Raw genomic sequence first — 24832 nt, forward strand, 5'->3', positions numbered from 1 at the left:
GCTCAAGCACCTCACCGGCTCCGCCGAGGGTCACCGGGATCAGCTCGGCGTCGCACGACAGGCGGCGCACCGTCGTCGGGTCGAGCAGCGTGCCCGCGTCGAGGCCACCGAGGGTGCGGCCGGCGCCGAGGCCGGCGCGCAGCTGGTCGAGCCCCATGGTCACGAGCAGCGATGCCTTGGCGCCCCGCCCGGCTCGGGTGTCCATCACCGAGGTCGCGCCCCGGACCAGGTCGATCAACGCGTCCGCCCGGCGCTGGTCGCTGCTGCGCAGGTCACGCTCCACGACCCCGGTCTGCGGGTCCTCGCACGGTGCCGGGCTCGACAGCGCCTCGAGGGCCGCCTCAAGCACGGCGGCACCCTCGGGGTCGAGCACCAGGCGGTACTCGTGCAGGCCGTCGTCGACGACGGGTCGCGAGAGCGCCCGCCCACGCCGTAACCGGTCCTGCTCGCGCTCGAGCTCGCCCGCGATGCCATAGCGGGCCAGCAGCTCGGGTCGGACCCGGCGCACTCCCCGCGCCCCCTCGATCTCGCCCATGGTGATCATCCCGCCGAGGACGGCGTCGCGTGCACCCTCGGCCAGGCGCGACTCGATCTTGGTGATCTCGGCGATGACCACGTTGGCCACCGACACCGAGATGCGTCCCGACTCGACGGCCTCGCGGACGAGCGCGTTGATCTCGCGCTCCAGGCTGGTGACCGCCCGGGCGATGCCGCCTCCACCCGCCTGCCGGGCGCCCATCGACCGATCGATCACCCACGCGGTGAGGGAGGCCACGTCGGACTCGGCGACCAGGCCGCGCTCGTGGGCCTCCCGCACCAGACTGAACCGGGCGGCCTCCGCCCGACGCACCAGCTCGTCGGTGAGGGCCAGCAGCTCGTCGATCTCTGCCGTGCCGGCCTCGAAGAGCCGCTCCTCGACGCCGTCGAGAGCACGCACCGCGCCCTCCATCGCGACCCGGCGGTCTCGCAGCGCGAGCACCGCCGCCGGGGGCGCGAAGGGGGAGGTCGTCTCCATGAAGCAACCCTGCCACTGACCACTGACAACGCTCTGACCTGGGAGAACGCCCGCCGCCTTCCCTCGGTCAGGACGGTACGAGCACCTCACCATCACCGCCGGCAGCCATCGCGGCGGCTACCTGCGCGACCTCGGCCTCCCAGACCTCGATCGGGATCACCGGGAGCAGGTCGTCCCACTCCACGGCGAAGCTGCCGATCACCTGGGCCAGCCGCTCGGGGCGGACCATGAGCAGCACGTGCAGGTGGGCTGAGCCGTCACCCCACTTGCCGATGTGCACCCTCCCGGCATTGGGCAGGGCGAGCATCGCGTTGTGGCAGCGGAGCACCAGCCGACCGAGCTCGCCGGCGAGCTCCTCGGTCATCTCCCCGAAGTCCATGTGCTCCCGGGTCTGCAGCCAGAAGGACAGCAGGCCGCCCCGCCCCTCGCACGAAGAGGCGAGCAACCATCGGTCATCCCGCCAGACCACCCCTTCGTCCGGGTGGGTGCACCGGAAGCACGGCCGCCCCCCTTCGCCGTCCCGGACCCGATCGGTCGCCACGGGCGGGTCGAGCGGTCGTGGAAGGACCTCCCCTTCCCCTGCCACCCATGGGAAGGCCGGCCACGACCGGAAGCCGAGGTCGTCCTCCCCGCGAGGCTCGAGGCGCGCGAGCTCGAAGATCTCCTCCGCCGACTGCGGCACGACTCAGTCCCGACCGGTGGCGCCCATCGCGCCGAGACGCGCGAGGAGCAGCGCCTCGGCGATGCACACCCGCTCGAACTCCCCGAGGTGCAGCGACTCGTTCGCCCCGTGGGCCCGGGTGTCGGGGTCCTCGACCCCGGTGACGAGGATCGCCGCGTCCGGGAACCGCTCGGCGAAGGCCTGGACGAAGGGGATCGACCCGCCGATGCCGACGTCGACCGGCTCGGTCCCCCACGCGTCGGCGAAGGCGGCCCGCGCCTGGTCGTAGACCGGCCCTTCGGCATCGGCCGCGAAGCCCCAGCCCTGCTCGTCCAGCTCGACCTCGACGGTGGCCCCCCACGGGGCGTGGTCGGCGAGGTGCCGCTGCAGCGCAGCCCAGGCGTCCTGCGGGTCCTGGGTGGGGTTGAGCCGCAGGTTGATCTTCGCGCTCGCCGAGGCGTTGAGGACGTTGCCGGCCTCCTCGACGCTCGGGCAGGTGATGCCGATGACCACGGCCGCGGGCTTGGTCCAGAGCCGGGAGAGCAGCGAGCCGGTTCCGATGAGCTCGGTGCCGGGCAGCAGACCGGACTCCTCGCGCAGCCGGGCCTCGTCGAAGCCGAGCTCCTCGTCGCTGCTCGCCGCGTCCTCGTGGACCAGGCCCTCGATCGCGACGTCGCCCTGGTCGTCGTGCAGGGTGGCGAGCAGGCGGGTCAGGCTGGTGATCGCCTCGGGGCAGGCCCCGCCGAACATCCCCGAGTGCACGCCGTGGTCGAGGGTGCGCACGGTGACGACGGCGCGCAGCGACCCGCGCAGCGTCGTCGTCAGGGCCGGGGTGCCGATCGCCCAGTTCAGCGAGTCGGCGAGGACGATCGCGTCGGCCTGCAGCTTCTCGCCGTGGCGCTCCAGGATCCGCGGGAGGGACTCGCTGGCGATCTCCTCCTCCCCCTCGACGAAGACGGTCACCGAGCACGGGAGCCGGCCGGCGTGGGCGCGCAGCGCCGCGACGTGGGCCATGACGCCCGCCTTGTCGTCGGCCGCGCCGCGGCCGTAGAGCCGCCCGTCACGCTCGGTGGGCTCGAAGGGCTCGCTGTCCCAGTCCGCCCGGTCCCCCGGGGGCTGCACGTCGTGGTGGGCGTAGAGCAGCACGGTCGGCGCGCCCTCCGGTCCGGCGAGGTGACCGATGACGGCCGGCCGCCCCCCTTCGCTGACGATCTCGACCTCAAGACCCTCGGCGCGCAGCAGCTCGGCGGTCGCCTCGGCGCTGCGCTGCACCTCGGCCTGGTCGAAGGAGTCCAGGCTCACGCTCGGGATCCGGGTCAGCGCCTCGAGGTCGCTGCGCACCCCGGGCATCAGCCCCTGGACCCGGGTCCGGACGTCGTCGATCTGGTCTGCGGTCAGCACGTCGTCAGTCACGTCCGTGACGGTATCGCGGGCCGGGGTCGAGCGCCTGCCACCGACGACGGCGAAGGGGGATGAGCCGGCGGGCACTAGAGTTGCCTCTCGTGTTCGGACGGAAGAAGCAGAGCGAGAACGAGCGGCAGGCGGCGACCGCCGAGGAGCGACCCCAGCGCGAGGGGGCCAAGAACCGTCCGACGCCCAAGCGCCGGGACCAGGAGGCCGCCCGCAAGCGCCCGCTCGTCGCCGACGACCGCAAGCAGGCGAGGGCCCGCGACAAGGAGAAGCGTCGCGAGTCCAATGCCAAGATGCGCCAGGCGATGGTCAGCGGCGACGACCGTCACCTGCCCGCCCGCGACAAGGGGCCGGTGCGCCGCTTCGTCCGGGACCGCGTCGACTCGACCTTCCAGCTGGGCGAGATCCTGCTCATCGTCATGCTCGCGGTGCTCGTGCTCTCCCTCTTCGCCCCGCGGCAGGCGACGCTGGTCTTCCTGTCGGTCTACATCATCTTCGCGATCGCGCTGGTCCAGGCGATCGCGACGTGGCGCAAGACCAAGCGGCTCATCCTCGAGAAGTTCGGCGAGGACACCGAGCTGCGCGGGCTGGCGCTCTACAGCGTGCTGCGCAGTTTCCAGATGAGGCGCACCCGGCTGCCGCGCCCGCAGGTCGAGCGCGGAGCCGAGGTCACCTGAGCGAGCAGCGCCTCAGGCCTGACGCACCTGGGTCTTGACGAAGGGGGGCTTGGTCACCGTCGCGGTCAGCTCGCGGCCGCGCACGTCGATGACGACCTCGTCGTCGACCTTGACCGAGCGCTCGACCAGCGCGAGGGCGATGCCCTCCTTGCGGGTCGGGCTGAAGGTGCCCGAGGTGACCACCCCGACGACCTGACCCTCGCCGTCCTTGACCTGGCAGCCCTTGCGCGGGATCCCGCGCCCGGTCACCAGCAGGCCCTTCATCACCCGCGAGGACTTGGCGACCCGCTGCGCGACGAGAGCCTCCTTGCCCCAGAACTCCGGCTTGTCCCAGCCCACGGCCCACGCCGAGGCGGCCATGACCGGGGTGATGTCCGGGCTGAGCTCGTTGCCGTGCAGCGGGTATCCCATCTCGGTCCGCAGGGTGTCGCGGGCACCCAGGCCGCACGGCAGGCCGCCGCGCTCGGTGACCTCCGCGAGCAGGCGGTCCCAGACCCCCTTCGCGCTGTCGGCGGGGACGATCAGCTCATACCCGCGCTCGCCGGTGTAGCCGGTGCGGCACACCGAGATCGTCGTGCCCTCGATCTCGGCCTCGTCGTAGGACATGTAGTCGTGGTCCACCGGCAGGTCCAGCGCCGTGAGCACCTCGTCCGAGAGCGGCCCCTGGACGGCGATGACGGCGAAGTCGTCGTGCTGCTCGGTGACGGTGACCCCCTCCGGCGCGGCGTCGCTGAGCATGCCGACCACCTCGGCGGTGTTGGCCGCGTTGGGCATGAGGAAGACGTCGTCGTCGGCGCGCAGGTAGAGGATGAGGTCGTCGACGACACCGCCGGACTCGTTGCAGCACAGGGTGTACTGCGCCTTGCCCGGCTCGATCCGGGTGATGTCGTTGGTCAGGCAGCGGTTGACGAAGTCGGCTGCGCCGGCGCCGGAGACGGTGGCCTTGCCGAGGTGGCTCACGTCGAAGATCCCGACCGCCTCGCGCACCGCCGTGTGCTCGGCGACGACCCCGCCGCCCGGGTACTCGATCGGCATGTCCCAGCCGCCGAAGTCGGCCATCTTCGCGCCGAGGTCGACATGGGCCTGGTGCAGGGGTGATGTGCGCTGCGTCATAGCCCGCAGGCTACTCGTCCACCCGCGGCGGCTAGCCTCGGCCAGGAACGACAACCTCGACCACCGTCGGAAGGATCGCCTGTGCCCACCCTGACCCTCGCAACGCGCTCGCTCGCCAGCTTCTCCGGAGACACCGTGATCATCGGTGTCCAGGCCGCCGGGCAGGAGAGCGGACGCTCCCGCAGCTCGCGCAAGGCCAAGGACGCGAAGGGGGCGGAGCAGCGCGCCGAGGTGGTCGCCTCGGTCGACCTGCCCAAGGACACCGCGAAGGCGCTGGGCGCCGCGGTCGAGGTCCTCTCCCCCAGCACCTCGGTCGGCTCGACCACCGTCGTCCCGGCCGTGGCCGGGCTCAAGGCGCGCAAGGTCCTGCTCGTCGGTGTCGGTGACGCCGACGTGAGCACCGACGACCTGCGCCGTGCTGCGGGTGCCGCCGTGCGGGCCTGCGCGAAGGACACCACGGTGCGCCTCGCCCTGCCGCACGCCGACGAGGCCCAGCTCGCCGCGATCGCCGAGGGCGCGCTGGCTGGCTCGTACAGCTTCACCGCCCACAAGTCGTCGCCGCAGGAGGCCAGCCTGGGCACGATCGAGGTGGCCTCGGCTCTGGGCCGCAAGGCCTCGCCGAAGGACGTGCTCGCCCGCGCCGAGGTCCTCGGCAAGGGCGTCGCCTGGGCGCGCGACCTGGTCAACACCGCGCCGAACCTGCTCTACCCGCAGTCCTTCGCCGACGAGGTCACCCAGGTCGCCAAGGCCTCCTCGGGCAAGCTGACCGTGAAGGTCCTCGACGACAAGGAGCTCGCCGAGGGCGGCTTCGGCGGGATCGTCGGTGTCGGTCAGGGCAGCTCCCGCCCGCCGCGCATCGTCGAGCTGAGCTACAAGCCGGCGCGCAGCCGCGGCGCGAAGAAGATCGGTCTGGTCGGCAAGGGCATCACCTTCGACACCGGTGGCGTGTGCATCAAGCCCGCCTCGGGGATGCTCACGATGAAGTCAGACATGGCCGGCGCCGCCGCGGTCGCCGCGACCGTCGTCGCTGCCGCCGAGCTGGCGCTGCCCGTCGCCGTCACCGGCTACCTCTGCCTCGCCGAGAACATGCCGGGCAGCAACGCCCAGCGTCCCGGTGACGTCGTGACGATGCGCAACGGCACCACCGTCGAGATCATCGACACCGACGCCGAGGGCCGGATGGTGCTTGCCGACGGCATGTGCCTCGCGGCCGAGCAGGGCGCCGAGACGATCATCGACGTCGCGACCCTCACCGGCGCCGCGGTCGTCGCGCTGGGCCCGGACATCTTCGCGGTGATGAGCAACGAGGACGCCCTGCGCGACACCGTTGGCGCCGCGTCGGCCGAGGTCGACGAGCCCTCCTGGCCGCTGCCGCTGCCGGTCGACCTGCGCAAGGGCCTGGACTCCCACGTCGCCGACCTCGCGCACAAGGCCGACCGCTGGGGCGGGACGCTGACGGCCGGGCTCTTCCTCCAGGAGTTCGCGAAGGGGGCCGACGGCGAGTCGATCCCGTGGGCGCACCTCGACATCGCCGGTCCCTCCTTCAACGAAGGGGGAGCCAAGGGCCACCTCGACAAGGGCGGCACCGGGGTCGCCGTGGCGACCCTGATCCGCTACCTCGAGCAGCTGGGCTGACCCCCCCTTCGCCCGCCACCCGATCGCCGGACCCGAAGGAGCGCTCCGTGACTGACAGCGACAGCACCGACACCTACGACCTCGTCATCCTCGGCGCCGGCAGCGGCGGCTACGCCTGCGCGCTGCGCGCCCGCCAGCTCGAGCTGAGCGTGGCGCTCGTCGAGGAGGACAAGGTCGGTGGCACCTGTCTGCACCGCGGCTGCATCCCGACCAAGGCGTGGCTGCACAGCGCCGAGGTGGCCGAGGCCGCGGCCCACGGCGCCACCTTCGGGCTGCGGACGAGCTTCGAGGGGGTCGACCTCGAAGCGCTGCACGGCTACAAGGACAAGGTCGTCGGGCAGCTGTACAAGGGGCTGCAGGGGCTGGTGAAGCAGTCCGGAGCCGAGGTCGTCCCCGGCCGGGGGCGCCTCGTCGACGCCAGCACCGTCGAGGTCGACGGGCGACGGCTCACCGGCCGCACCGTCGTGCTCGCCACCGGCAGTCATCCCAGGGTGCTCCCGGGCATCGAGCTCGGCCCGCGGGTCATGACGAGCGACCAGGCGCTGCGGCTCGAGGAGATGCCCGAGCGGGTCGCGGTGCTCGGCGGCGGGGTGATCGGGGTCGAGTTCGCCTCGATCTTCGCCGGGCTCGGGTGCGAGGTGACCGTCGTCGAGGCGCTCGACCGGCTCGTCGCGGCCGAGGAGCCGAGCATGAGCAAGGCGCTCGAGCGAGCCTTCCGCAAGCGCGGCATCGCGATGCGCACCGGCGCCCGGGTGTCCGGTGTCGAGGCCGAAGACGCCGGCGCGACGGTGCGGCTCGAGGAGGGCGACCCGATCGAGGTCGACCTCGTGCTCGTCGCGGTCGGCCGCGGGCCGAGCAGCGAGGGGCTGGGCTACGAGGAGGCCGGGGTGGCGATGGAGCGCGGCCTGGTCACCACCGACGAGCGGCTGCGCACGTCCGTCGATGGCGTGCGCGCGGTGGGTGACCTCGTGCCGGGGCTGCAGCTGGCGCATCGCGGCTTCGCCCACGGCATCTTCGTCGCCGAGGACGTCGCCGGGCTCGAGCCCGCTCCGGTGCGCGACGCGGTGATCCCGCGCGTGACGTACAGCGACCCCGAGATCGCCTCGGTCGGGCTGACCGCAGAGCAGGCCGGTGCGGCCGGCCACGACGTCGAGACGGTGAGCTATCCGTTGGGCGGCAACGGGCGCAGCCTGATCAAGGCCACGACCGGATCGATCACGATCGTCCGCGAGAAGGACGGAGCGGTGCTCGGGGTGCACATGGTGGGCGCGGGGGTGAGCGAGCTGGTCGGCGAGGCCCAGCTCATGGTCGGCTGGGAGGCCCACCCCGAGGAGGTCGCCTCCCTCGTGCACGCCCACCCGACCCAGGGCGAGGCGCTCGGCGAGGCGGCGATGCTCGCCGCGGGTCGGCCCTTGCACGCGCACGCCTGAGCCAAGCGGGTGTGACCTGCCTCGCCCATCGGCGGGCCGGTCGTGAGAGTCTGTGACCGAGCCCACGAGTGAGTTAAGTCCGAAGGAGATCCAAGCTCATGTCTGAACGCGTGACCATGCCGGCACTGGGGGAATCCGTCACCGAGGGCACCGTGACGCGGTGGCTGAAGAGCGTCGGCGACGAGGTCGAGGTCGACGAGCCGCTGCTCGAGGTCTCGACCGACAAGGTCGACACCGAGATCCCCTCCCCCGTCGCCGGGACGCTGCAGGAGATCCTCGTCGAGGAGGACGACACCGTCGAGGTCGGCGCCGACCTCGCCGTGATCGGCGACGGTGAGGGCTCTGGCGGCTCTGATGAGTCGGAGGACTCCGAGGACTCCGAGGACTCCGAGGACTCGACGGACTCCGACGAGGAGGCGAAGGGGGACGACGACGCCGCGGAGGCGGAGGGCTCCTCGTCCGAGGAGGAGGCCGAGGACTCGCAGGACTCTGAGGACGCGCAGGACTCTGAGGACGCGAAGGACTCTGAGGACGCGAAGGACGCGAAGGAGTCCAAGGGCTCCGGCTCTTCGGGTGGCTCGTCCGGTGGCTCCGACGACGGCGAGAAGGTCACGATGCCGGCCCTCGGCGAGTCGGTCACCGAGGGCACGATCACCCGGTGGCTCAAGGCCGAGGGTGACGAGGTCGAGGTCGACGAGCCGCTGCTCGAGGTCTCCACCGACAAGGTCGACACCGAGATCCCTTCGCCGGCCGCCGGCACCCTGACGAAGATCCTCGCCGACGAGGACGAGACCGTCGAGGTCGGCGCGGACCTAGCCGTCATCGGCGGCTCCGGCGGCGGGTCTGATGACTCCGAGGGCGACGAGTCCGGCTCCGACGAGTCCAAGGGCTCGAGCGACGACTCGAGCGAGGAGTCGGGCACCGACACCCCCGAGACCGAGGAGACCGCGGCCGAGGAGGACACCGACGACAGCGACCAGAAGGACGAGTCGCTGCCCGAGGACGGCGAGGGAGGCGACGTCGAGGACCAGCCGGCGGCCGACCACGACGAGGACGCCACGGACGAGAAGCAGTCCGCCAAGGACGACGACTCGAAGAAGTCCTCGGAGAGCAAGAAGTCCTCCGACAAGGGCGACTCCTCCGACAAGGGCGACAAGGGCGAGGACGACGGTCTGGCCGACTCCCCGACCGACCAGGGCGACGCCCAGGACGCTCGCGGTCCGGCGACGGCCTCGGCGCCCAAGGTCGACGGTCCCCCGCAGGACGCCTCGAAGTACGTCACCCCGCTCGTGCGCAAGCTCGCGGCGGACAACGAGATCGACCTCAGCACGGTCGAGGGCTCGGGCATCGGCGGACGCATCCGCAAGGAGGACGTCCTCGCTGCCGCCAAGGCCAAGAACCAGCCGGAGGAGTCCGCACCGGCCAAGGACTCCGGCAGCGGGTCCGGCGACTCCGCCGGCTCGGCGCCGTCCGGCCCGCCGAAGGGCATGGAGAGCTCGGTCCCGACCTCCAAGCGTGGCTCGCGCGAGAAGATGAGCCGCCTGCGCAAGGTCATCGCCGAGCGGATGGTCGAGTCGCTACAGGTCTCGGCGCAGCTCACCACGGTGGTCGAGGTCGACATGACCAAGGTCGCCCAGGTCCGCGCCCGGAGCAAGGACGACTTCCAGCGGCGCGAGGGCACCAAGCTCTCGTTCCTGCCCTTCATCGCGCTGGCGACCGCCGAGGCGCTCAAGCAGCACCCGGTGATCAACTCCAGCGTCGAGGGTGAGGAGATCGTCTACCACGGCGAGGAGAACCTCGCGATCGCCGTCGACACCGAGCGTGGCCTGCTCACCCCCGTGGTGAAGAAGGCCGGCGACCTCAACGTCGCCGGGCTGGCCCGCGCGATCGCCGATGTCGCCGAGCGGACCCGGGACTCCAAGATCACCCCGGACGACCTCTCCGGCGGCACCTTCACGATCACCAACACGGGTAGTCGAGGAGCCCTCTTCGACACCCCGATCCTCAACCAGCCGCAGGTGGCGATGCTCGGTACCGGTGCGATCGTCAAGCGCCCGGTCGTCGTCGGCGACGAGCTCGGTGGGGAGACGATCGCGATCCGCTCGATGATGTACCTCGCGCTCTCCTATGACCACCGGGTCGTCGACGGGGCCGACGCTGCCCGCTTCCTCGGGACGGTCAAGGCCCGTCTTGAGGAGGGCCACTTCGAGGCATGAGGGTGAGTGCAGGCATGAGCGCAGAGCGCGTTGTCGTCGCAGGCTCGACCGGCCTGATCGGCACCGCGCTCTGCGCGCACCTGCGTGAGCGAGGGACCGAGGTCGTCGAGCTGGTCCGGGGTGAGTCGGGCTCACCGCACCAGGTCCGATGGGATGCGGCGAAGGGGGTCCTCGACCCCGCCGCGCTCGAGGGCAGCGACGTCGTGGTCAACCTCGCCGGTGCCGGCGTCGGCGACAAGCGGTGGAGCCGGGAGTACAAGGAGACGATCCTGCGCTCCCGGGTCGACACGACGCGCCTGCTCGCCGAGCGGGCCGCGCAGGCCGGGGTCGCCCGGATGGTCGCCGGGTCCGCGGTCGGCTTCTACGGCGATCGCGGCGAGGAGGTGCTCACCGAGGCGTCGGCGGGTGGCACCGGCTTCCTTGCCGAGGTGGTCCGGGCCTGGGAGCAGGCGGCGGACCCCGCCCGCGAGGCCGGGATGAGCGTGGCGCATGCCCGCACCGGCATCGTCATGGCCCGCGAGGGCGGGGCGATGGACCAGGTGCTCACCCTCGCCCGGCTCGGGCTCGGCGGCCCGTTGGGCTCGGGTCGGCAGTTCTGGCCGCTCATCTCCCTCGTCGACGAGGTGCGGGCGTTGACCTGGCTGATCGACGGCGAGGTCGAAGGGCCGGTCAACCTCGGCGCGCCGCAGCCGACCCGCCAGGTCGACCTCGCCAAGGAGCTCGGCCGCCAGCTGCACCGGCCGGCGGTCCTGCCCGCGCCCAAGCCCGCGATGTACGCGGTCCTCGGCGAGTTCGCCGGAGAGATCCTCGGCTCGCAGCGGGTCCTGCCCCAGGTGCTCCGCGAGCAGGACTTCACCTGGGAGCACCCCGACCTCCCGGCGATGGTCCGCTGGGTCCTCTCCTGACCCATCCCCTCCTTCGCACCTGCCAAGGCAGGTGCGAGCTGAGCGGAGCGGAAAAGCGCCGGGACAGCGCCGGGACCGCGCTGGACGGCGAAGGGGGTCAGGGCCGGGTGATCGTCGCGATGCGCCACCGGTCGTCGAAGACGAGCTCGAGGTCGAGCGGCTCGCCCTCCACCGCGGGGTGCGGCGTGCCGTCCCCGTCGCCGTCCTCGACCACATAGGCGGACTGGTCGATCGCGGCGCGGACCACGACGGAGTCAGCCCCGTCGGTACGCACCACCTCGGCCGAGGCGACCGTGAAGCGCAGCCCCTCGTAGCTGCTCCCGGAGTCCGCCAGCTCGCGCAGCACCGCGGCATCGGCCCGGCGGGCCGAGGAGTCGCGCTCCGCGAGGTCCTCGAGCAGCTGCCGGTCCCGCTCGAGCAGCATCCGGGCCCGCAGCGAGGCGAGTGCCTGGGTCGTCGCCCTCGGGTCACGGCGCGGCGCCTGCCGGTCGGCGAGCAGTGTCTCGTCCACGCTCGGAGCAGCGGCCACGGCCTCAACCGCGGGTTCGACCGTGGCCGCCACCCCCTCTCCCCCCGGACTGGCCTGCGCGAGCCGCTCCCACGGCACGAGGACCGCGAGCACGAGCCCGACGATGCAGACCAGGGTCACAGGCGCGAGCCAAGGCCGTCCGGCCCGCTCGGCCGGGGCGGCATGGGCCGCCTTCCGCCGCGGGGCTCGCGTACCCCTTCGCCCCTCGGACGCCACCTCGACGGACTCGTCGTCCCGCCGCCGCTGCCACGGCCACCGCCGGCGAGGCGGATCGCCGAGGTCGAGCTCCCACACCGGTGGCTCCTCGAGCTCGCTCCGCTCCTGCTCGGCGGCTGAGCGGATCCGCCGGGTCAGCGAGGTCGCGATGTCCTCCGGCACGGTCATCCGAAGGGGGACCGCCGGGGCCGCGTCGAAGACGTCGGTGGCGAGCGGCTCGGCGTCGGGGCGTGCGGCCGGGTCGGGGTCGAGGCAGGACCGGATCACCTCGACCAGTCCGGCGGGGGCACCCGGGGCGAGCTGGTCAAGGTCGCCGCGGGTCGTCACGTGGCCTGGCGGCTTGCCGGTGAGGCAGAACCAGGCCAGCGCACCGAGCCCGTAGACGTCGGAGGCGGCGCTCGGCTCGCGCCCGAGGAGGACCTCGGGCGCGACGAAGCCGTCGGTCCCCCACGCATCCTCGGCCGCCCGGTCGAAGCCGACGAGGCGCGCGTACCCGAGGTCGCCCCACACCGGGCGCCCGGTGGAGTCGAGGAGGACGTTGCCGGGGGCGACGTCCCCGTGCACCACCCCGATCCGGTGCAGCCGGCCGAGCGCGGTCGCGAGCGGCGCGACGACGGTCACCGTCTCCCCGGCGTTGAGGAAGCCGCGCCCGGCCATGACGTCGCTCAGGCTGCCGCCGGCCATCCAGTCGAGGACGAGGACGGTGACTGGTCCCCCTTCGCCCTGCCCCGCGACGCAGTCGTGCACTCGCACGACGTGCTCACCGGCATCGGACTGCAGCACCGCGTGCTCCCGCAGCGCCTGCTCGTCGGCCTCGGCGTGCAGCACCTTGAGCGCCACGAGCGAGTCGTCGCTCACCCGCCGCGCCCGCCACACCGTCGCGGTGCTGCCCCGGCCAACCTGGGCCATCACCCGGTACCCGGGGACCTGCGGGGCGTCCGGGCGGGGCGCCCCGGCACCGCTCGCGGCCGTCGCGTGGTCTCTCGTGTCCTCGTCGAGCTCCATGCCCTCAAGGATGCCGAGATCCCCGGATTTGCCCGCGGACTTATCCACACCCCCCACGAAAGTGCTGCAGGCTCCCCGCTACCCGTGACCTGGCTCACGAGCGAACTACAGTAGGACCCATGCGTTTCGAGCACGTCGGCTTCGCCTCTGACGACCACGGCACGGTGGACTACATGGACGCGTGGGAGCTGCAGAAGCAGGTCCACGCCGGCGTTGTGTCCGGCGAGCGCGAGGACACCGTCCTGCTGCTCGAGCACACCGCGGTCTACACCGCCGGCAAGCGCACCGAGGCCCACGAGCGGCCCTTCGACGGCACCCCGGTCATCGACGTCGACCGCGGCGGCAAGATCACCTGGCACGGCCCGGGCCAGATCGTCGGCTACCCGATCGTCCACCTGCCCGACCCGATCGACGTCGTCGCCTACGTGCGCCGGCTTGAGGAGATGATGATTCGCGTCGCGCGCGACCTCGGCGTCGAGACGACCCGGGTCGAGGGCCGCTCGGGCATCTGGGTGCTCGGCGAGGACGGTGCGCGCGATCGCAAGCTGGGTCAGATCGGCATCCGGGTGAGCCGCGACGTGGCGATGCACGGCTTCGCGCTGAACTGCGACTGCGACCTCGGCTGGGCCACTTCGATCGTCCCGTGCGGCATCCCGGACGCCGATGTGTCCACGCTGAGCCAGGAGGCCGGCCGCGAGATCACCGTCGCCGAGGTGCTGCCCCTCGTCGAGCGCCACCTCACCGAGCTGCTCGACTTCACCACCCCGCTGCCCGACGAGCTGAGCACCGCCTCGTGAGCCGCCCGGTCACGGGCACCTACCGGCTGCAGCTGCACGAGGGGTTCGCCTTCGCCGACGCGCAGCGCCTCGTGCCGCGCCTCACCGAGCTCGGGGTCTCCCACCTCTACCTCTCGCCGATCCTCCAGGCCGCGCCCGGCAGCGAGCACGGCTACGACGTCGTGGACCACACGCGGGTGAGCGACCAGCTCGGTGGTCTCGACGGCTTCGAGTCGCTGGCGGCGGCGGCGCACGAGCACGGGCTGGGTCTGGTCGTCGACGTCGTGCCCAACCACATGGCCTTCGTCGCTCCGGAGCACCTCAACGCCCCCCTCTGGCGGGTGCTCAAGGAGGGGCGCGACGCCCCGACCGCGCACTGGTTCGACATCGACTGGAAGGCCGCCGGCGGTCGCCTCGCGGTCCCGATCCTCGGCGCGCCGCTGGCCGAGGTGCTCGACTCCGGTGAGATCACCCGCGACGAGGTGGCCGGCGAGCCGGTGATCCGCTACCACGAGCACGTCTTCCCCTTGGCTCTCGGGAGCGAAGGGGTGGATGAGCTGGCCGATCTGCTGGCCCGCCAGCACTACGTGCTGGCGCACTGGCGGGAGAAGGCGTCATGGCTGAACTACCGCCGGTTCTTCGAGGTAGACGAGCTGATCGGGGTGCGGGTCGAGGAGCCTGACGTCTTCGATGCGACGCACGCCGTGCTGCTCGAGCTGCACCATCGGGGGCTGATCGACGGCTTCCGGATCGACCACCCGGACGGCCTGAGCGACCCCACCGGGTATCTCGACCAGCTCGCCGCGGCATGCCGACCGGGCACCCCGATCTGGGTGGAGAAGATCCTCGAGGGCACCGAGCGGCTGCCCGCGGACTGGGCCTGCGCGGGCACGACCGGGTACGACGCGTTGCGGGTGGTCCAGGCGGCGCTGGTCGACCCGGCGTCGACGCCGGTGCTGCAGCAGACCTGGGTCGCGACCGGGGGTGAGCCCGACTACGAGGAGGCGGTGACCGAGGCCAAGCGGCACGTCGTGACGACCGGGCTCGGCCCCGAGGTGGAGCGGCTGACCCGCCGGGCCCGGGAGGCGCTGCCCGAGCTGGATCCCGAGCGGCTGCGCGAAGGGGTGGTCGAGCTCCTCGTCGCCGGCGAGGTCTACCGGGCCTACCTGCGCCCCGGTGAGTCCTTGACCGACCGTGACCGCGGCCGGCTCGAGGCGGCGACCCGCACGGCACAGGAGGCTCGCCCCGACCTCGCCGCCGAGCTCGACGCGCTGCACGAAACTGCTGCATGCAGCACTTCGGCGTCGGACGACCAGATACATGTGCTGCACGGACAAGAAGGTGCTGCACGCAGCAGTTTCGAGGCCGCCGCCGACTTCGCGATCCGGCTGCAGCAGACCTGGGGGCCGGTCATGGCCAAGGGCATCGAGGACACGACCTTCTACCGCTGGCACCGGCTCGTCGCGCTCAACGAGGTCGGCAGCGACCCCAGCGTGCTCGCCGACGCCGGACCGCACCTCATGCACGACTGGGCGGCGCACGCGCAGGCGCACTGGCCGGCGACGATGACGGCCCTGTCGACCCACGACACCAAGCGCAGCGAGGACGTGCGCGCCCGCATCCTCGCCGCCGCGGGCGACCCCGACACCTGGCGCAGCCTCTCCGAGGTCACCGCGCGCGCCGCGGACGACGCCGGCATCGACCGGCCGACCGCGCACCTCGTCTGGCAGACCCTCCTCGGCGTCGGCGAGGTGAGCGATCAGCGCCTGGCGGACTACCTCACCAAGGCGATGCGCGAGGGCAAGGAGCACACCGCCTGGGTCGACGGCGACGCAGACCACGAAGCCGAGGTCATCGCCTTCGCCACCGAGGTCAACCGGTCCGGCCCGGTCCGCGACGCGCTCGACCACGCCCAGCGCGACCTGACCAGCGACATCCGCGCACTGACCCTCTCGGCGAAGCTGCTCCAGCTCGCCCTCGTCGGCGTCCCCGACACCTACCAGGGGTGCGCCGGCCTGGACCGCTCGCTGGTCGACCCGGACAACCGGCGCCCGGTCGACTTCGACGCCCGGCTGGACGACCTCGCCGACCTCGACGCGAGCGAGGCCCACCCCGCCTCCTCGCTGCACCTCGAGAAGCTGCACCTCACCGCGACCACCTTGCGCCTGCGCCGCGAGCGACCCGAGCTCTTCGGCAAGGAAGCGACCTACGAGCCGCTGCCGACCGACACCGAGCACGCCACCGGCTTCGTCCGGTCCGGCCAGGTGGCGGTCGCGGTGACCCGGGCCCCGTCGCGTCTGCGGCGGGCCGGGGGATGGACCGGCGAAGGGGTGACCCTCTCCCCCGGTCGATGGGTGGACCGGCTGACCGGGCGTGCGCACGACGGCGGATCGGTCCGCTGCGCGGACCTCTTCGCGGACTCGCCCGTCGCACTGCTCGTGCGGGAGGACCCGTCGAGGCTCTCTGGCGCTCGTACCTCAGGGACCGAAGAAGCCGACGAAGGGGCCAGCGATGAGCGCGGGTGAGCCGTACCGGGTGTGGGCACCGACCGCGGAGCGGGTCGAGCTGGCTCTCGCCGACGACGAGTCGCCCACGACCGGCGCTGGGCCCACGGACTTCGCCGACGTCGAGACCACCGAGCCGATGACCCGGGGTGAGGACGGATGGTGGACCAGCTCCACCCTGCGCACACCGGGGTGCCGGTACGGCTTCGTCGTCGACGGCGGGGCGCCCCTTCCCGACCCGCGCTCCCTGCGTCAGCCCGACGGCCCCTTCGGGCTCTCCGAGGTCGTCGACCCGGCCGACTTCGTCTGGACCGACGACGACTGGGCGGGGGTCCCCCTTCGCGGTGCGGTCATCTACGAGCTGCACGTCGGGACCTTCACCGACGAGGGAACCCTCGACGCCGCCATCCATCGGCTGGACCATCTCGTCGACCTGGGGGTGACGATGGTCGAGCTGATGCCGGTCGCGACCTACCCGGGCCGGCGTGGCTGGGGCTACGACGGGGTGAACATCTGGGCGGTGCACCCGGCCATCGGCGGCCCGTACGCCCTTGCCCGTTTCGTCGACGCCGCGCACGCCAAGGGCCTGGCTGTCTGCCTCGACGTCGTGCACAACCACATGGGCCCGAGCGGCAACACCCTCATCGACTACGGCCCGTACTTCACCGACGCGCACACCACGCCGTGGGGGCCGGCGCTCAACCTCGACGGGCCCGGCGCGGACGAGGTGCGCCGCTACGTCGTCGACCACGCGCTGATGTGGCTGCGCGACTACCACGTCGACGCGCTGCGCCTCGACGCCGTGCACGCCCTCGTCGACGACAGCGCCGTGCACGTGCTCGAGCAGATGGCGCTCGAGACCGGCGCGCTCGCCGACGAGCTGGGCCGGGAGCTGCTGCTCATCGCCGAGTCCGACCGCAACGACCCGGCCACGGTGCTGCCGCCCGTCGTAGGTGGTGCCGGCGGATTCGGCATGGACGGGCAGTGGGCCGACGACGTGCACCACACCCTGCACGTGCTGCTCACCGGCGAGACCCAGGGCTACTACGCCGACTTCGACGACCCGGCAGCGCTGGCCACCTTGTCCTCCACGCCGTTCTTCCACGCGGGCACGTACTCCACCTTCCGCGGGCGGGTCCACGGTCGCCCGGTCGTGCCCGAGCTGACGCCCGGCTGGCACTTCGTCGCCTCCCTGCAGACCCACGACCAGGTCGGCAACCGGGCCCGCGGTGACCGGCTCAGTCACCTCGTCTCACCCGGCCGGTTGGCCTGCGGCGCGGCGCTGCTGCTGTGCGGACCGTGGACGCCGATGCTCTTCATGGGTGAGGAGTGGGGTGCCTCGACCCGGTGGGCTTACTTCACCGACCACGTCGACGCCGAGCTCGCCGCCGCGGTCTCGCGAGGCCGGGCCCGGGAGTTCGCCGAGCACGGCTGGGGCGACGGGGTGCCCGACCCGCAGGACGAGGCGACCTTCACCGACTCGGTGCTGAGGTGGGACGAGCTGACCCGCCCCGATCACGCGCGCCTGCTCGACTGGTACCGAGAGCTCATCCGGCTGCGCCGGGAGGTCCCCGACCTCGGCGACCCCGACCTCACCGGTCCCCCGGCGCGAAGGGAGGACAGCGGTCTGCTCGTCCTGCCGCGCGGGCGGTGCGAGGTGGTCGTCAACCTCACCGGAGCCCCGGTCACCCGCGCGATGTCGGGCGAGCTGCTCGCCGCCTGGGGCGCGGAGCACAGCGACGTCCGGCTGACCCTCGAGGCCGACGGCTGCGCCGTCGTCGCTGTGGGCATCTCGCGCGATGCTGCAGCGGAGCGAGGATGAGCAAGGGGGAGCTGGCGGGCGAGCAGGGACCCACAGCTGGCTCGCCCGCAGCCGAGCTCGCTTCTCTCCTGCGAGCCGTGGGGCGGGGCGAGGAGTCCGCCCTCGCGACGCTGTACGACCTGACGTCACCGCGTGTCTTCGGGCTGGCTCTGCGGATCGTGCGAGACCGCGGGATCGCCGAGGAGGTGGTCCAGGAGGTCTACATCCAGGTCTGGCGTCAGGCTGCTGGCTTCGACCCGGCACGAGGGTCGGCGTTGGCCTGGCTGCTGACGCTGACGCACCGGCGGGCCGTGGACCGGGTGCGCTCCGAGCAGTCCCAAACCGATCGGCTGCACCGCTACGAACTCCTGGAGAGAGGTCAGCACCACAGCTCCGCCGAAGAGGAGGGTCAGGCCAGGATCGACGCCGCCGCGCTGCGTGCCGCGCTGGACATGATCGGTGAGCCGCACCGGACAGCGGTGGCCCTGGCCTATCTTGAGGGGTTGACCCACCGTGAGGTCGCCGATCACGAGTCGATCCCGCTGGGGACCGCCAAGACCCGGATCCGTGACGGATTGAGCAAGCTGCGCGACAGGATGAGAGGGGGTGACCAGCGATGACCGAGGACGAGCTGCACGACCTGGCACCGCTGTACGTCGTGGATGCCCTCGATGCCGACGAGGTTGTCACCTTCGAGGACCACCTGCGCGGATGCACCTCGTGCGCCGACACCGTGGCCGAGCTGTCCGAGGCGCTCGTCCCCCTGTCCGAGGGCCTTGAGGTGGCTCCCCCACCACAGCTCCGGCAGCGAGTGCTCGCCCAGGCCGCGACGAGCGCGACCGTCACCCCGGCCCACCGCACCCGCCGTCGCGCTCCGGTGTGGCTTGCGGCAGCAGCAGCGGCCGTCGTCGCAGCCGGTGGCGCCTGGGCTGCGGTGCAGTGGCTGGATGAATCACCGACCGAGCAGGTGGTGCAGGCCGAGGATGCGCAGCGCCACAGCGCCCCCACCGATGGCGGCCAGCTAGTCGTCGTGACCTCCGCCGCTCGGGACCGCGCGGTCATCACGCTCCCCGAGGTCGTCGAGAGCCCCGAGCGGGAGCAGGTCTACCAGGCGTGGTTCATCGGCGAGGACGGCTCGGCGCGGTCGGCTGGAGTGCTGTCGCAGGACGCGCTCGAGGGGCGTGAGGCACTGCTCACCGGTTCGCCGCGCGGAGCGAAGGCTGTCGCCCTGACCGTCGAGCCCGCGGGCGGCTCGACCCAGCCGACTCAGGACCCCTTCGCCGTCGTCCCGCTCGGCTGAGGCCTAGTCGCTCCGCACCATGGACGCGAAGACCACCGTGTTGTCGACGTGGTGGCCGGCTGCCTCGTCGAACTCCCCGCCGCAAGTGATGAGGCGGAGCTCCGGCCCGTCGGTCGGTCCGTAGACGCCGACCGTGTCGAAGTCGGTCTTGGCGAACTGCTCGACGCGGTAGACCTCGAAGGTGACGGTCCGACCGTCCTCCCGGTCGACCTCGACCTCATCGCCGGAGCGCAGCTCTCCCAGGGAGAAGAAGACCGATGGGCTCCCGCCCGAGCTCGTCACGTGCCCCTCGATGACCGTTGGCCCGACCTCGCCCGGAGTGGGCGAGCCGTCGTACCAGGCGGCCTGGTCGACACGCTCGCCCGAGGGCACCTCGAGGGTGCCGTCATCGGCCAGCCCGAGGGGGTGGAGGTCGCTCGCGACATCGATCTGCGGTACCCGAAGGCGCGCCGGCTCGGAGGCGGGGAGCGAAGGGGGTGAGCTCGGGGAGCTCTGAGCCGTCGAGGTGCTCGACGGCGGGGTCTGAGACGGGTGGTCCGTGGACGTGCCTGTCGAGGCCGACGACCGGGCACTCGACGGTGCGGCGCTCGAAGGCGTCGTGCTCGAAGGCGTCGTGCTCGACGCCCCGGGCGCTGGCGGATCGCCCTGCTGCGCCAGGAGCGCGACCACCACGGCCGCTACTCCGACGATCACCGCGACGACGGCCAGGGCCATGGTGGCGTTCGCCCCCAGGCCCCGGCCGTCCGTGCCGCGGGTCATGCTCAGCTCTCGGTGCGGCGACGCTGCACGAGGAGGAAGCCGGATCCGACGGCCGCGAGCAGGCCACCGCCGAGGAGGACCGGGGCGTACTCCACGCCCTCCGTGCTGCCACCCCCGGTCTGGACGCCGCCGCTCGGGGCGGACATCTGACCCATCTCGAGAGCCCCGCACAGGGCCGGGTTCGTGGCCTCGGCCGGGAGGCTGTCGTCGAGGTCGGACTTCTGGTCGCCGTCGTAGGTTCCGGAGTCGTTGTGGTCGACGCCGTGCACGACGACCACGCCGTTGCCCTCGTGCAGGTCCTTGGCGACGTCATCGGGCACGTCGAAGGTCCGCTCGTAGGTGTAGCTGCCGTCCGCCGGGAAGTTGTCGACGTCCAGGGCGGCGTCCGCGCTGGTGTCGGCGTCGTTGCCGGTCAGCGAGACCTTGACCATGCCGTAGTCGTCGGCCGCGTCGGTGACGCGGATCGCGCCGTCGACTCCGGTGCCCTTCATGTTGGGGTCGGGGCAGGAGTTGTTGCCGCCGATGTGGATGTGCTGGGCGTGCGGGGCACCCTCGAGCAGTCCCGAGACCGTGAGCTTGGCGGTGACGGTGTTGCCCGAGACCTTGACCCAGGCGTCACCGCTGCCGCCGGAGTCGTTCAGCTCGGTGAGGGTGCTCATCATCTCGACGGTGTCGTGGTTGTCGGCCGCCGCCGGCAGGGCGGAGAGACCGAGCAGGCTGGGCACCGCCAGAGCGGTGAGGGCGGTCTTCGTGGTCGTGCGCTTCATCGACGTCACTCCTTGTGTGGACGGCGCCACGGTCCCGTGGCGCTGGACGAGAAGTGATTCGGGCAGGTGGGCAGATCAGATTGTCGATGTGACCCAGATCACACTAGGGAGGTCGGTGGTCAGGTGTCGCCGACGGGCGGCCGACTAGCCCCGCAGTCCGACGATCGTCTCGAGGGTGTCGGCGGCGGACGCGGGCTTGTCGTCGCGGTAGCGCAGCACCCGGGCGAAGCGCAGGGCGACCCCTCCGGGGTAGCGCCGGGAGGTCTGCACCCCGTCGATCGCGACCTCGACGACCTGCTCGGGACGCACGTGCACGACGTGACCCTCGCGCGCGGTCTCGAGCTCGAGGAAGCGCTCGGTCTGCCAGCGCAGGATCTCGTCGGTCATCCCCTTGAAGGTCTTGCCGACCATGACCAGCTCGCCGTCGGCGCCGCGGGCTCCGAGGTGGATGTTGGACAGCTTGCCCCGCCGCCGCCCGCTGCCCCACTCGACGGCGAGGACGACGAGGTCGAGGGTGTGCCGCGGCTTGACCTTGGTCCACGCCGAGCCGCGCCGACCCGCCGCGTACGGCGCGTCGAGATCCTTGACCACCACCCCTTCGTGCCCCGATGCCACCGCCTCCTCGAAGAACGCCCGCGCCTGCGCCAGGTCACCGGTGAGCAGACCCGGCACTCGCGCCTGCTCCGGGACGAGGTCGAGCAGGACCTGCCGACGGGTCGCGTACGGCTCGTCGAGCAGGTCGCGGCCGTCGAGGTGCAGCACGTCGAAGACGAAGGGGGTGAGCGGGGTCTGCGCGCGCAGCACCTCGACCGAGCGTCGCGAGGCCGTGCGCGCCCCGGTCTCCTGGAACGGCCGCGGTCGGCCGTCCGGGCGAAGGGCGATCGCCTCCCCGTCGAGGACGACGGTCGTGGCCGGCAGCGCCTCGGCCATCTCGACCAGCTCGGGCACCCTCGCGGTGATGTCGTCCAGGCTCCGGGTGAAGACCCGGATCTCGCCGGTGGCAGCGCGGTGGATCTGCACCCGGATCCCGTCGACCTTGGTGTCGAGCGCGACCTCTGTCCCCGCGACGAGCTGAGCCACTTCGTCGATCTCGGCGGCTGACCCGGCGAGCATCGGCTGGATCGCCCGCCCGGGCTCGAGCCGGACGGCCGCCAGTCCCCCTTCGCCCTCGCGAAGGGCGAGCGAGACCATCGCGGGCAGGTCCCCGGCGAGCATCGAGGCCCGGCGCAGCGCCGCCTCGGGCACCTCGGCCGCCTCCGCAGCGGCGGCCAGGAGCACTCCGTCGAGCGAGCCCTGGCGCACCTCTCCGAGGAGCAGCCCCCTCAGGTAGGTCTGCTCCTCCTCGGTCGCCCGGCCGAAGAGGTCGGTGAGGATCGCCTGGCGGGCGGCTCGACCCCCTTCGCCTGCCAGCGCGGTCATGGCCGCGTCGACCTCGACGACGGTCAACGACGCCTCACCCGCCGGAGGAGGCAGCTCGGCCAGCGACCGCCAGCCCACCCCGACCCGACCCTGGGGCAGCGAACCACCCAGCCACGCAGCCACGACGGCGGACTCCTCCGGGACGACGTCGCGCAACAGGTCCGCGATGGCCGCCGCCTTCGCCCGACGTGACGAGGTCGCCGTCACCTCGTGGGAGGTGGCGACGACCTGGGTGAGGGCAGTGGTGAGCACGACGTCACGCTATGCCCGCGGACGGCGGCTCAGCGCATGTGCGTCCAGGGCTTGTCGAGGTCGAAGGAGCGCCCGCTCATCTCGGTCGGGGTGATCTCGACGACGGTGTGCTTCTCGGTCGAGACCCATGGCCGCAGTGGGACGTTGTCGGCCCGGTAGGCCTCCTGCCCCTCGAGCACCCGGGCGGTCCCACGCAGGATCACCGAGGTCGCGTGGTCGTCGCTGTACTCGTCGATCTCGAAGGCGACGTCATCGTTCATCACGACGCCGAGCAGCTTGTTGCCCTCGGACGTGCGGAAGAGCAGCGTCTGCCCGTCGACGGCGTAGTTGATCGGGGTGATGTGCACCTCCCCCGCGAGGTGGAAGGCCAGGCGGCCGAACTCGTGGCGGCGCAGGAACTCCCAGCAGGCATCACGATCAAGTTTGCGGACCGGGTCGCTCATCGTCTTCTCCCTCACCTCGTCGTGCTGCTACCCATCGTAGTACTCCGGGCCCTGGTCCGAGTGGGTCGCAGACCCCCCGGCTGCTCCGCCCCGCGCCCCCTGGCTGGCGGAACACACGGGCGTAGGGTGGTGTTGCAGGCCACATCGACCAACACATCCGAGAAGTGCCAGGAGGGCGTGCGTGACCGTCGCACCCGAGGGCCGTCGACTGCTCCGCGTCGAGGCGAAGAACTCCGAGACCCCGATCGAGCGTAAGCCGTCGTGGATCCGGACCACCGCGAAGATGGGCCCGGAGTACACCGAGCTGAACTCCATGGTGAAGTCCGGCGGGCTGCACACCGTGTGCCAGGAGGCGGGCTGCCCCAACATCTTCGAGTGCTGGGAGGACCGCGAGGCGACCTTCCTCATCGGTGGTGACGTGTGCACGCGGCGCTGCGACTTCTGCGACATCGCCAGTGGCAAGCCGACCGCTCTCGACCTGGACGAGCCGCGCCGGGTCGCCGAGTCGGTGCGTCAGATGGAGCTGCGCTACTCGACGGTGACCGGTGTGGCGCGCGACGACCAGCCAGACGGTGCGGCCGGTCTCTACGCCGAGACGATCCGTCAGATCCACGAGCTCAACCCCACGACCGGTGTCGAGATCCTTCCCCCCGACTTCGGTGCCAAGCCCGAGCTCGTCGGGCAGGTCTTCGACGCCCGGCCCGAGGTCTTCGCCCACAACCTCGAGACGGTGCCGCGGATCTTCCGCCGGATCCGGCCGGCCTTCACCTACGAGAAGTCGCTCAAGGTCCTCTCGATGGCGCGCGAGGCCGAGCTGGTCACCAAGTCCAACCTCATCCTCGGCATGGGTGAGGAGGACCACGAGATCGAGCAGGCGATGCGCGACCTCGTCGATGCCGGCTGCGACATCCTCACGATCACCCAGTACCTGCGTCCCAGCAAGCTGCACCACCCGATCGACCGCTGGGTCAAGCCGGAGGAGTTCGTGCACTGGAGCGAGCTCGGCGAGGAGATGGGCTTCAAGGGCGTCATGGCCGGGCCGCTGGTGCGCTCGAGCTACCGCGCCGGCCGCCTCTACGCGCAGGCGATGCGCCGGTGGGGCCGGGAGATCCCCGAGCACCTCGCCCACCTCGGCGAGGCCGGTGAGGCCGCCCGCCAGGAGGCTTCGACGCTGCTGGCGACGGGTCGGACCGGCGCGGCCTCCGCGTAAGATCGGCTCCACTATGGCTCGCAAGGACACCGCCGCCACCCAGGCACCCAAGGAAACCCGCAACCCCTTCAAGCGGACGTACGACGTCTACAAGACGGTCAAGATGATCGACCCGAAGGTGGGGCTGTGGATGCTCCTCGCCTTCGCCGTGGTCATCGCGGTGGGGCTGCTCATCGGCTGGCTCACGGGACACCCGTGGCTGACGCTGATCGTCGCGATCCCGGCGGCGTTGCTCGCCGCCATGGTCATCCTGGCGCGAAGGGGGGAAGCCGCCGCCTTCGCGCAGATGGAGGGCCAGAAGGGGGCCACCCTCGGTGGCCTGAAGATGATGCGCCGCGGCTGGTACTACGACGAGGAGCCGGTCGCCGCCGACGCGGCGAAGGCCAACGAGATCCACAACGCCGCGGTCGTCTTCCGTGCGGTGGGCAAGCCGGGCGTGGTGCTCTTCGGCGAGGGCCCGCACGGCCGGGCCGCGAAGCTGCTGGAGAAGGAGAAGAAGAAGGTCGCCCGGGTCGCCCCCGGCGTCCCGATCCACACCTTCCACGTCGGCAGCGAGGAGGGCGAGCTCACCCCGAAGAAGATGCGGTGGACCCTCACCCGGCTCAAGCCCGCGCTGTCGAAGGAGGAGATGTCGGTCGTGCTCAAGCGCCTGCGCTCCCTCCCCGGCATCCGCCAGGGCGTCCCCGCCGGCGTCGACCCCACCTCGGTGCGGATGAACCGAAAGGCCCTGCGCGGCAAGTAAGCCGTCGCGGTTCGAGGTATTCACGCCCGGCCCAACACCCCGGTCCT

Annotated in this window: 21 protein-coding genes; 12 read left to right on the top strand and 9 right to left on the bottom strand. The window is 72.0% G+C overall.

Features of this window, described 5'->3' with window-relative positions:
- The 3 genes from FB557_RS11025 to FB557_RS11035 all read right to left on the bottom strand — a co-directional run.
- Positions 1 to 1015 (bottom strand): DUF222 domain-containing protein (locus tag FB557_RS11025; RefSeq protein WP_170236278.1); only part of this gene is annotated, 1015 nt, incomplete at its 3' end.
- Positions 1016 to 1082: 67 nt separating this feature from the next.
- Positions 1083 to 1697: a hypothetical protein gene (locus FB557_RS11030; protein WP_144857696.1), complete on the bottom strand. Its 615-nt coding sequence runs from the start codon at positions 1695 to 1697 to the stop codon at positions 1083 to 1085.
- Between the two features lie 3 nt (positions 1698 to 1700).
- The gene (locus tag FB557_RS11035) at positions 1701 to 3089 is read right to left on the bottom strand and encodes a dipeptidase (protein ID WP_144857697.1); all 1389 of its coding nucleotides are present in this window, start codon (positions 3087 to 3089) and stop codon (positions 1701 to 1703) included.
- An 89-nt stretch (positions 3090 to 3178) separates the two neighbouring features.
- On the opposite strand from FB557_RS11035, the gene FB557_RS11040 reads away from it, so the two are divergent.
- Positions 3179 to 3763 carry a DUF3043 domain-containing protein gene (locus FB557_RS11040; protein WP_144857698.1) on the top strand — a complete coding sequence of 195 codons (585 nt, stop codon included), beginning with the start codon at positions 3179 to 3181 and terminating at the stop codon, positions 3761 to 3763.
- 12 nt (positions 3764 to 3775) lie between these two features.
- On the opposite strand, the gene gcvT is transcribed toward FB557_RS11040, so the two are convergent.
- Positions 3776 to 4876, bottom strand: coding sequence for a glycine cleavage system aminomethyltransferase GcvT (gcvT, locus tag FB557_RS11045; protein ID WP_144857699.1), 1101 nt, complete (start codon positions 4874 to 4876; stop codon positions 3776 to 3778).
- Positions 4877 to 4957: 81 nt separating this feature from the next.
- Between gcvT and FB557_RS11050 the strand changes: the two genes are divergently transcribed.
- The 4 genes from FB557_RS11050 (at position 4958) to FB557_RS11065 (ending at position 11062) form a co-directional block, all read left to right on the top strand.
- On the top strand, positions 4958 to 6511 hold the full coding sequence (locus tag FB557_RS11050) for a leucyl aminopeptidase (protein ID WP_144857700.1): 1554 nt from the start codon (positions 4958 to 4960) through the stop codon (positions 6509 to 6511).
- Positions 6512 to 6558: 47 nt separating this feature from the next.
- Positions 6559 to 7941: a dihydrolipoyl dehydrogenase gene (gene lpdA, locus FB557_RS11055; RefSeq protein WP_144857701.1), complete on the top strand. Its 1383-nt coding sequence runs from the start codon at positions 6559 to 6561 to the stop codon at positions 7939 to 7941.
- Positions 7942 to 8039: 98 nt separating this feature from the next.
- A complete protein-coding gene (gene sucB / locus FB557_RS11060) occupies positions 8040 to 10157 on the top strand; it encodes a 2-oxoglutarate dehydrogenase, E2 component, dihydrolipoamide succinyltransferase (protein ID WP_144857702.1) in 2118 nt (705 codons plus the stop codon).
- Positions 10158 to 10171: 14 nt separating this feature from the next.
- Positions 10172 to 11062 (top strand): TIGR01777 family oxidoreductase, encoded by an 891-nt coding sequence (locus tag FB557_RS11065; protein WP_246074739.1) that lies wholly within the window; start codon positions 10172 to 10174, stop codon positions 11060 to 11062.
- A 97-nt stretch (positions 11063 to 11159) separates the two neighbouring features.
- Here the strand turns inward: FB557_RS11065 and FB557_RS11070 are convergent, their stop codons facing one another.
- Positions 11160 to 12812 carry a serine/threonine-protein kinase gene (locus FB557_RS11070; protein WP_144857704.1) on the bottom strand — a complete coding sequence of 551 codons (1653 nt, stop codon included), beginning with the start codon at positions 12810 to 12812 and terminating at the stop codon, positions 11160 to 11162.
- 119 nt (positions 12813 to 12931) lie between these two features.
- Here FB557_RS11070 and lipB point away from each other — a divergent pair, with 119 nt between their 5' ends.
- The 5 genes from lipB to FB557_RS11095 are packed head-to-tail and all read left to right on the top strand — an operon-like array spanning position 12932 to position 19193.
- Positions 12932 to 13609: a lipoyl(octanoyl) transferase LipB gene (lipB, locus tag FB557_RS11075; RefSeq protein WP_144857705.1), complete on the top strand. Its 678-nt coding sequence runs from the start codon at positions 12932 to 12934 to the stop codon at positions 13607 to 13609.
- Positions 13606 to 16113 carry a malto-oligosyltrehalose synthase gene (gene treY, locus FB557_RS11080; RefSeq protein WP_144857706.1) on the top strand — a complete coding sequence of 836 codons (2508 nt, stop codon included), beginning with the start codon at positions 13606 to 13608 and terminating at the stop codon, positions 16111 to 16113. Before lipB ends, treY begins: the two co-directional genes overlap by 4 nt.
- On the top strand, positions 16100 to 17914 hold the full coding sequence (gene treZ, locus FB557_RS11085) for a malto-oligosyltrehalose trehalohydrolase (protein ID WP_144857707.1): 1815 nt from the start codon (positions 16100 to 16102) through the stop codon (positions 17912 to 17914). The genes treY and treZ overlap by 14 nt, the downstream gene beginning before the upstream one ends.
- On the top strand, positions 17911 to 18513 hold the full coding sequence (locus tag FB557_RS11090; RefSeq protein WP_144857708.1) for a sigma-70 family RNA polymerase sigma factor: 603 nt from the start codon (positions 17911 to 17913) through the stop codon (positions 18511 to 18513). Before treZ ends, FB557_RS11090 begins: the two co-directional genes overlap by 4 nt.
- Positions 18510 to 19193 (top strand): anti-sigma factor, encoded by a 684-nt coding sequence (locus FB557_RS11095; RefSeq protein ID WP_144857709.1) that lies wholly within the window; start codon positions 18510 to 18512, stop codon positions 19191 to 19193. Before FB557_RS11090 ends, FB557_RS11095 begins: the two co-directional genes overlap by 4 nt.
- A 3-nt stretch (positions 19194 to 19196) precedes the next feature.
- Here FB557_RS11095 and FB557_RS11100 read toward each other — a convergent pair whose 3' ends face one another.
- The 4 genes from FB557_RS11100 to FB557_RS11115 form a co-directional block, all read right to left on the bottom strand.
- The gene (locus FB557_RS11100; RefSeq protein ID WP_144857710.1) at positions 19197 to 19952 is read right to left on the bottom strand and encodes a class F sortase; all 756 of its coding nucleotides are present in this window, start codon (positions 19950 to 19952) and stop codon (positions 19197 to 19199) included.
- 2 nt (positions 19953 to 19954) lie between these two features.
- The gene (locus tag FB557_RS11105) at positions 19955 to 20719 is read right to left on the bottom strand and encodes a CHRD domain-containing protein (protein WP_144857711.1); all 765 of its coding nucleotides are present in this window, start codon (positions 20717 to 20719) and stop codon (positions 19955 to 19957) included.
- Positions 20720 to 20863: 144 nt separating this feature from the next.
- Positions 20864 to 22390: an ATP-dependent DNA ligase gene (locus tag FB557_RS11110; protein WP_144857712.1), complete on the bottom strand. Its 1527-nt coding sequence runs from the start codon at positions 22388 to 22390 to the stop codon at positions 20864 to 20866.
- Between the two features lie 29 nt (positions 22391 to 22419).
- The gene (locus tag FB557_RS11115) at positions 22420 to 22833 is read right to left on the bottom strand and encodes a pyridoxamine 5'-phosphate oxidase family protein (protein ID WP_144857713.1); all 414 of its coding nucleotides are present in this window, start codon (positions 22831 to 22833) and stop codon (positions 22420 to 22422) included.
- A gap of 181 nt (positions 22834 to 23014) precedes the next feature.
- Between FB557_RS11115 and lipA the strand changes: the two genes are divergently transcribed.
- A complete protein-coding gene (gene lipA / locus FB557_RS11120) occupies positions 23015 to 24043 on the top strand; it encodes a lipoyl synthase (protein ID WP_144857714.1) in 1029 nt (342 codons plus the stop codon).
- A gap of 13 nt (positions 24044 to 24056) precedes the next feature.
- Positions 24057 to 24785: a DUF4191 domain-containing protein gene (locus FB557_RS11125; protein ID WP_144857715.1), complete on the top strand. Its 729-nt coding sequence runs from the start codon at positions 24057 to 24059 to the stop codon at positions 24783 to 24785.
- The last annotated feature ends 47 nt before the right edge of the window (positions 24786 to 24832 follow it).

The sequence above is a fragment of the Marihabitans asiaticum genome, assembly GCF_007828725.1.
In the GTDB taxonomy this organism is placed as follows: domain Bacteria; phylum Actinomycetota; class Actinomycetes; order Actinomycetales; family Dermatophilaceae; genus Marihabitans; species Marihabitans asiaticum.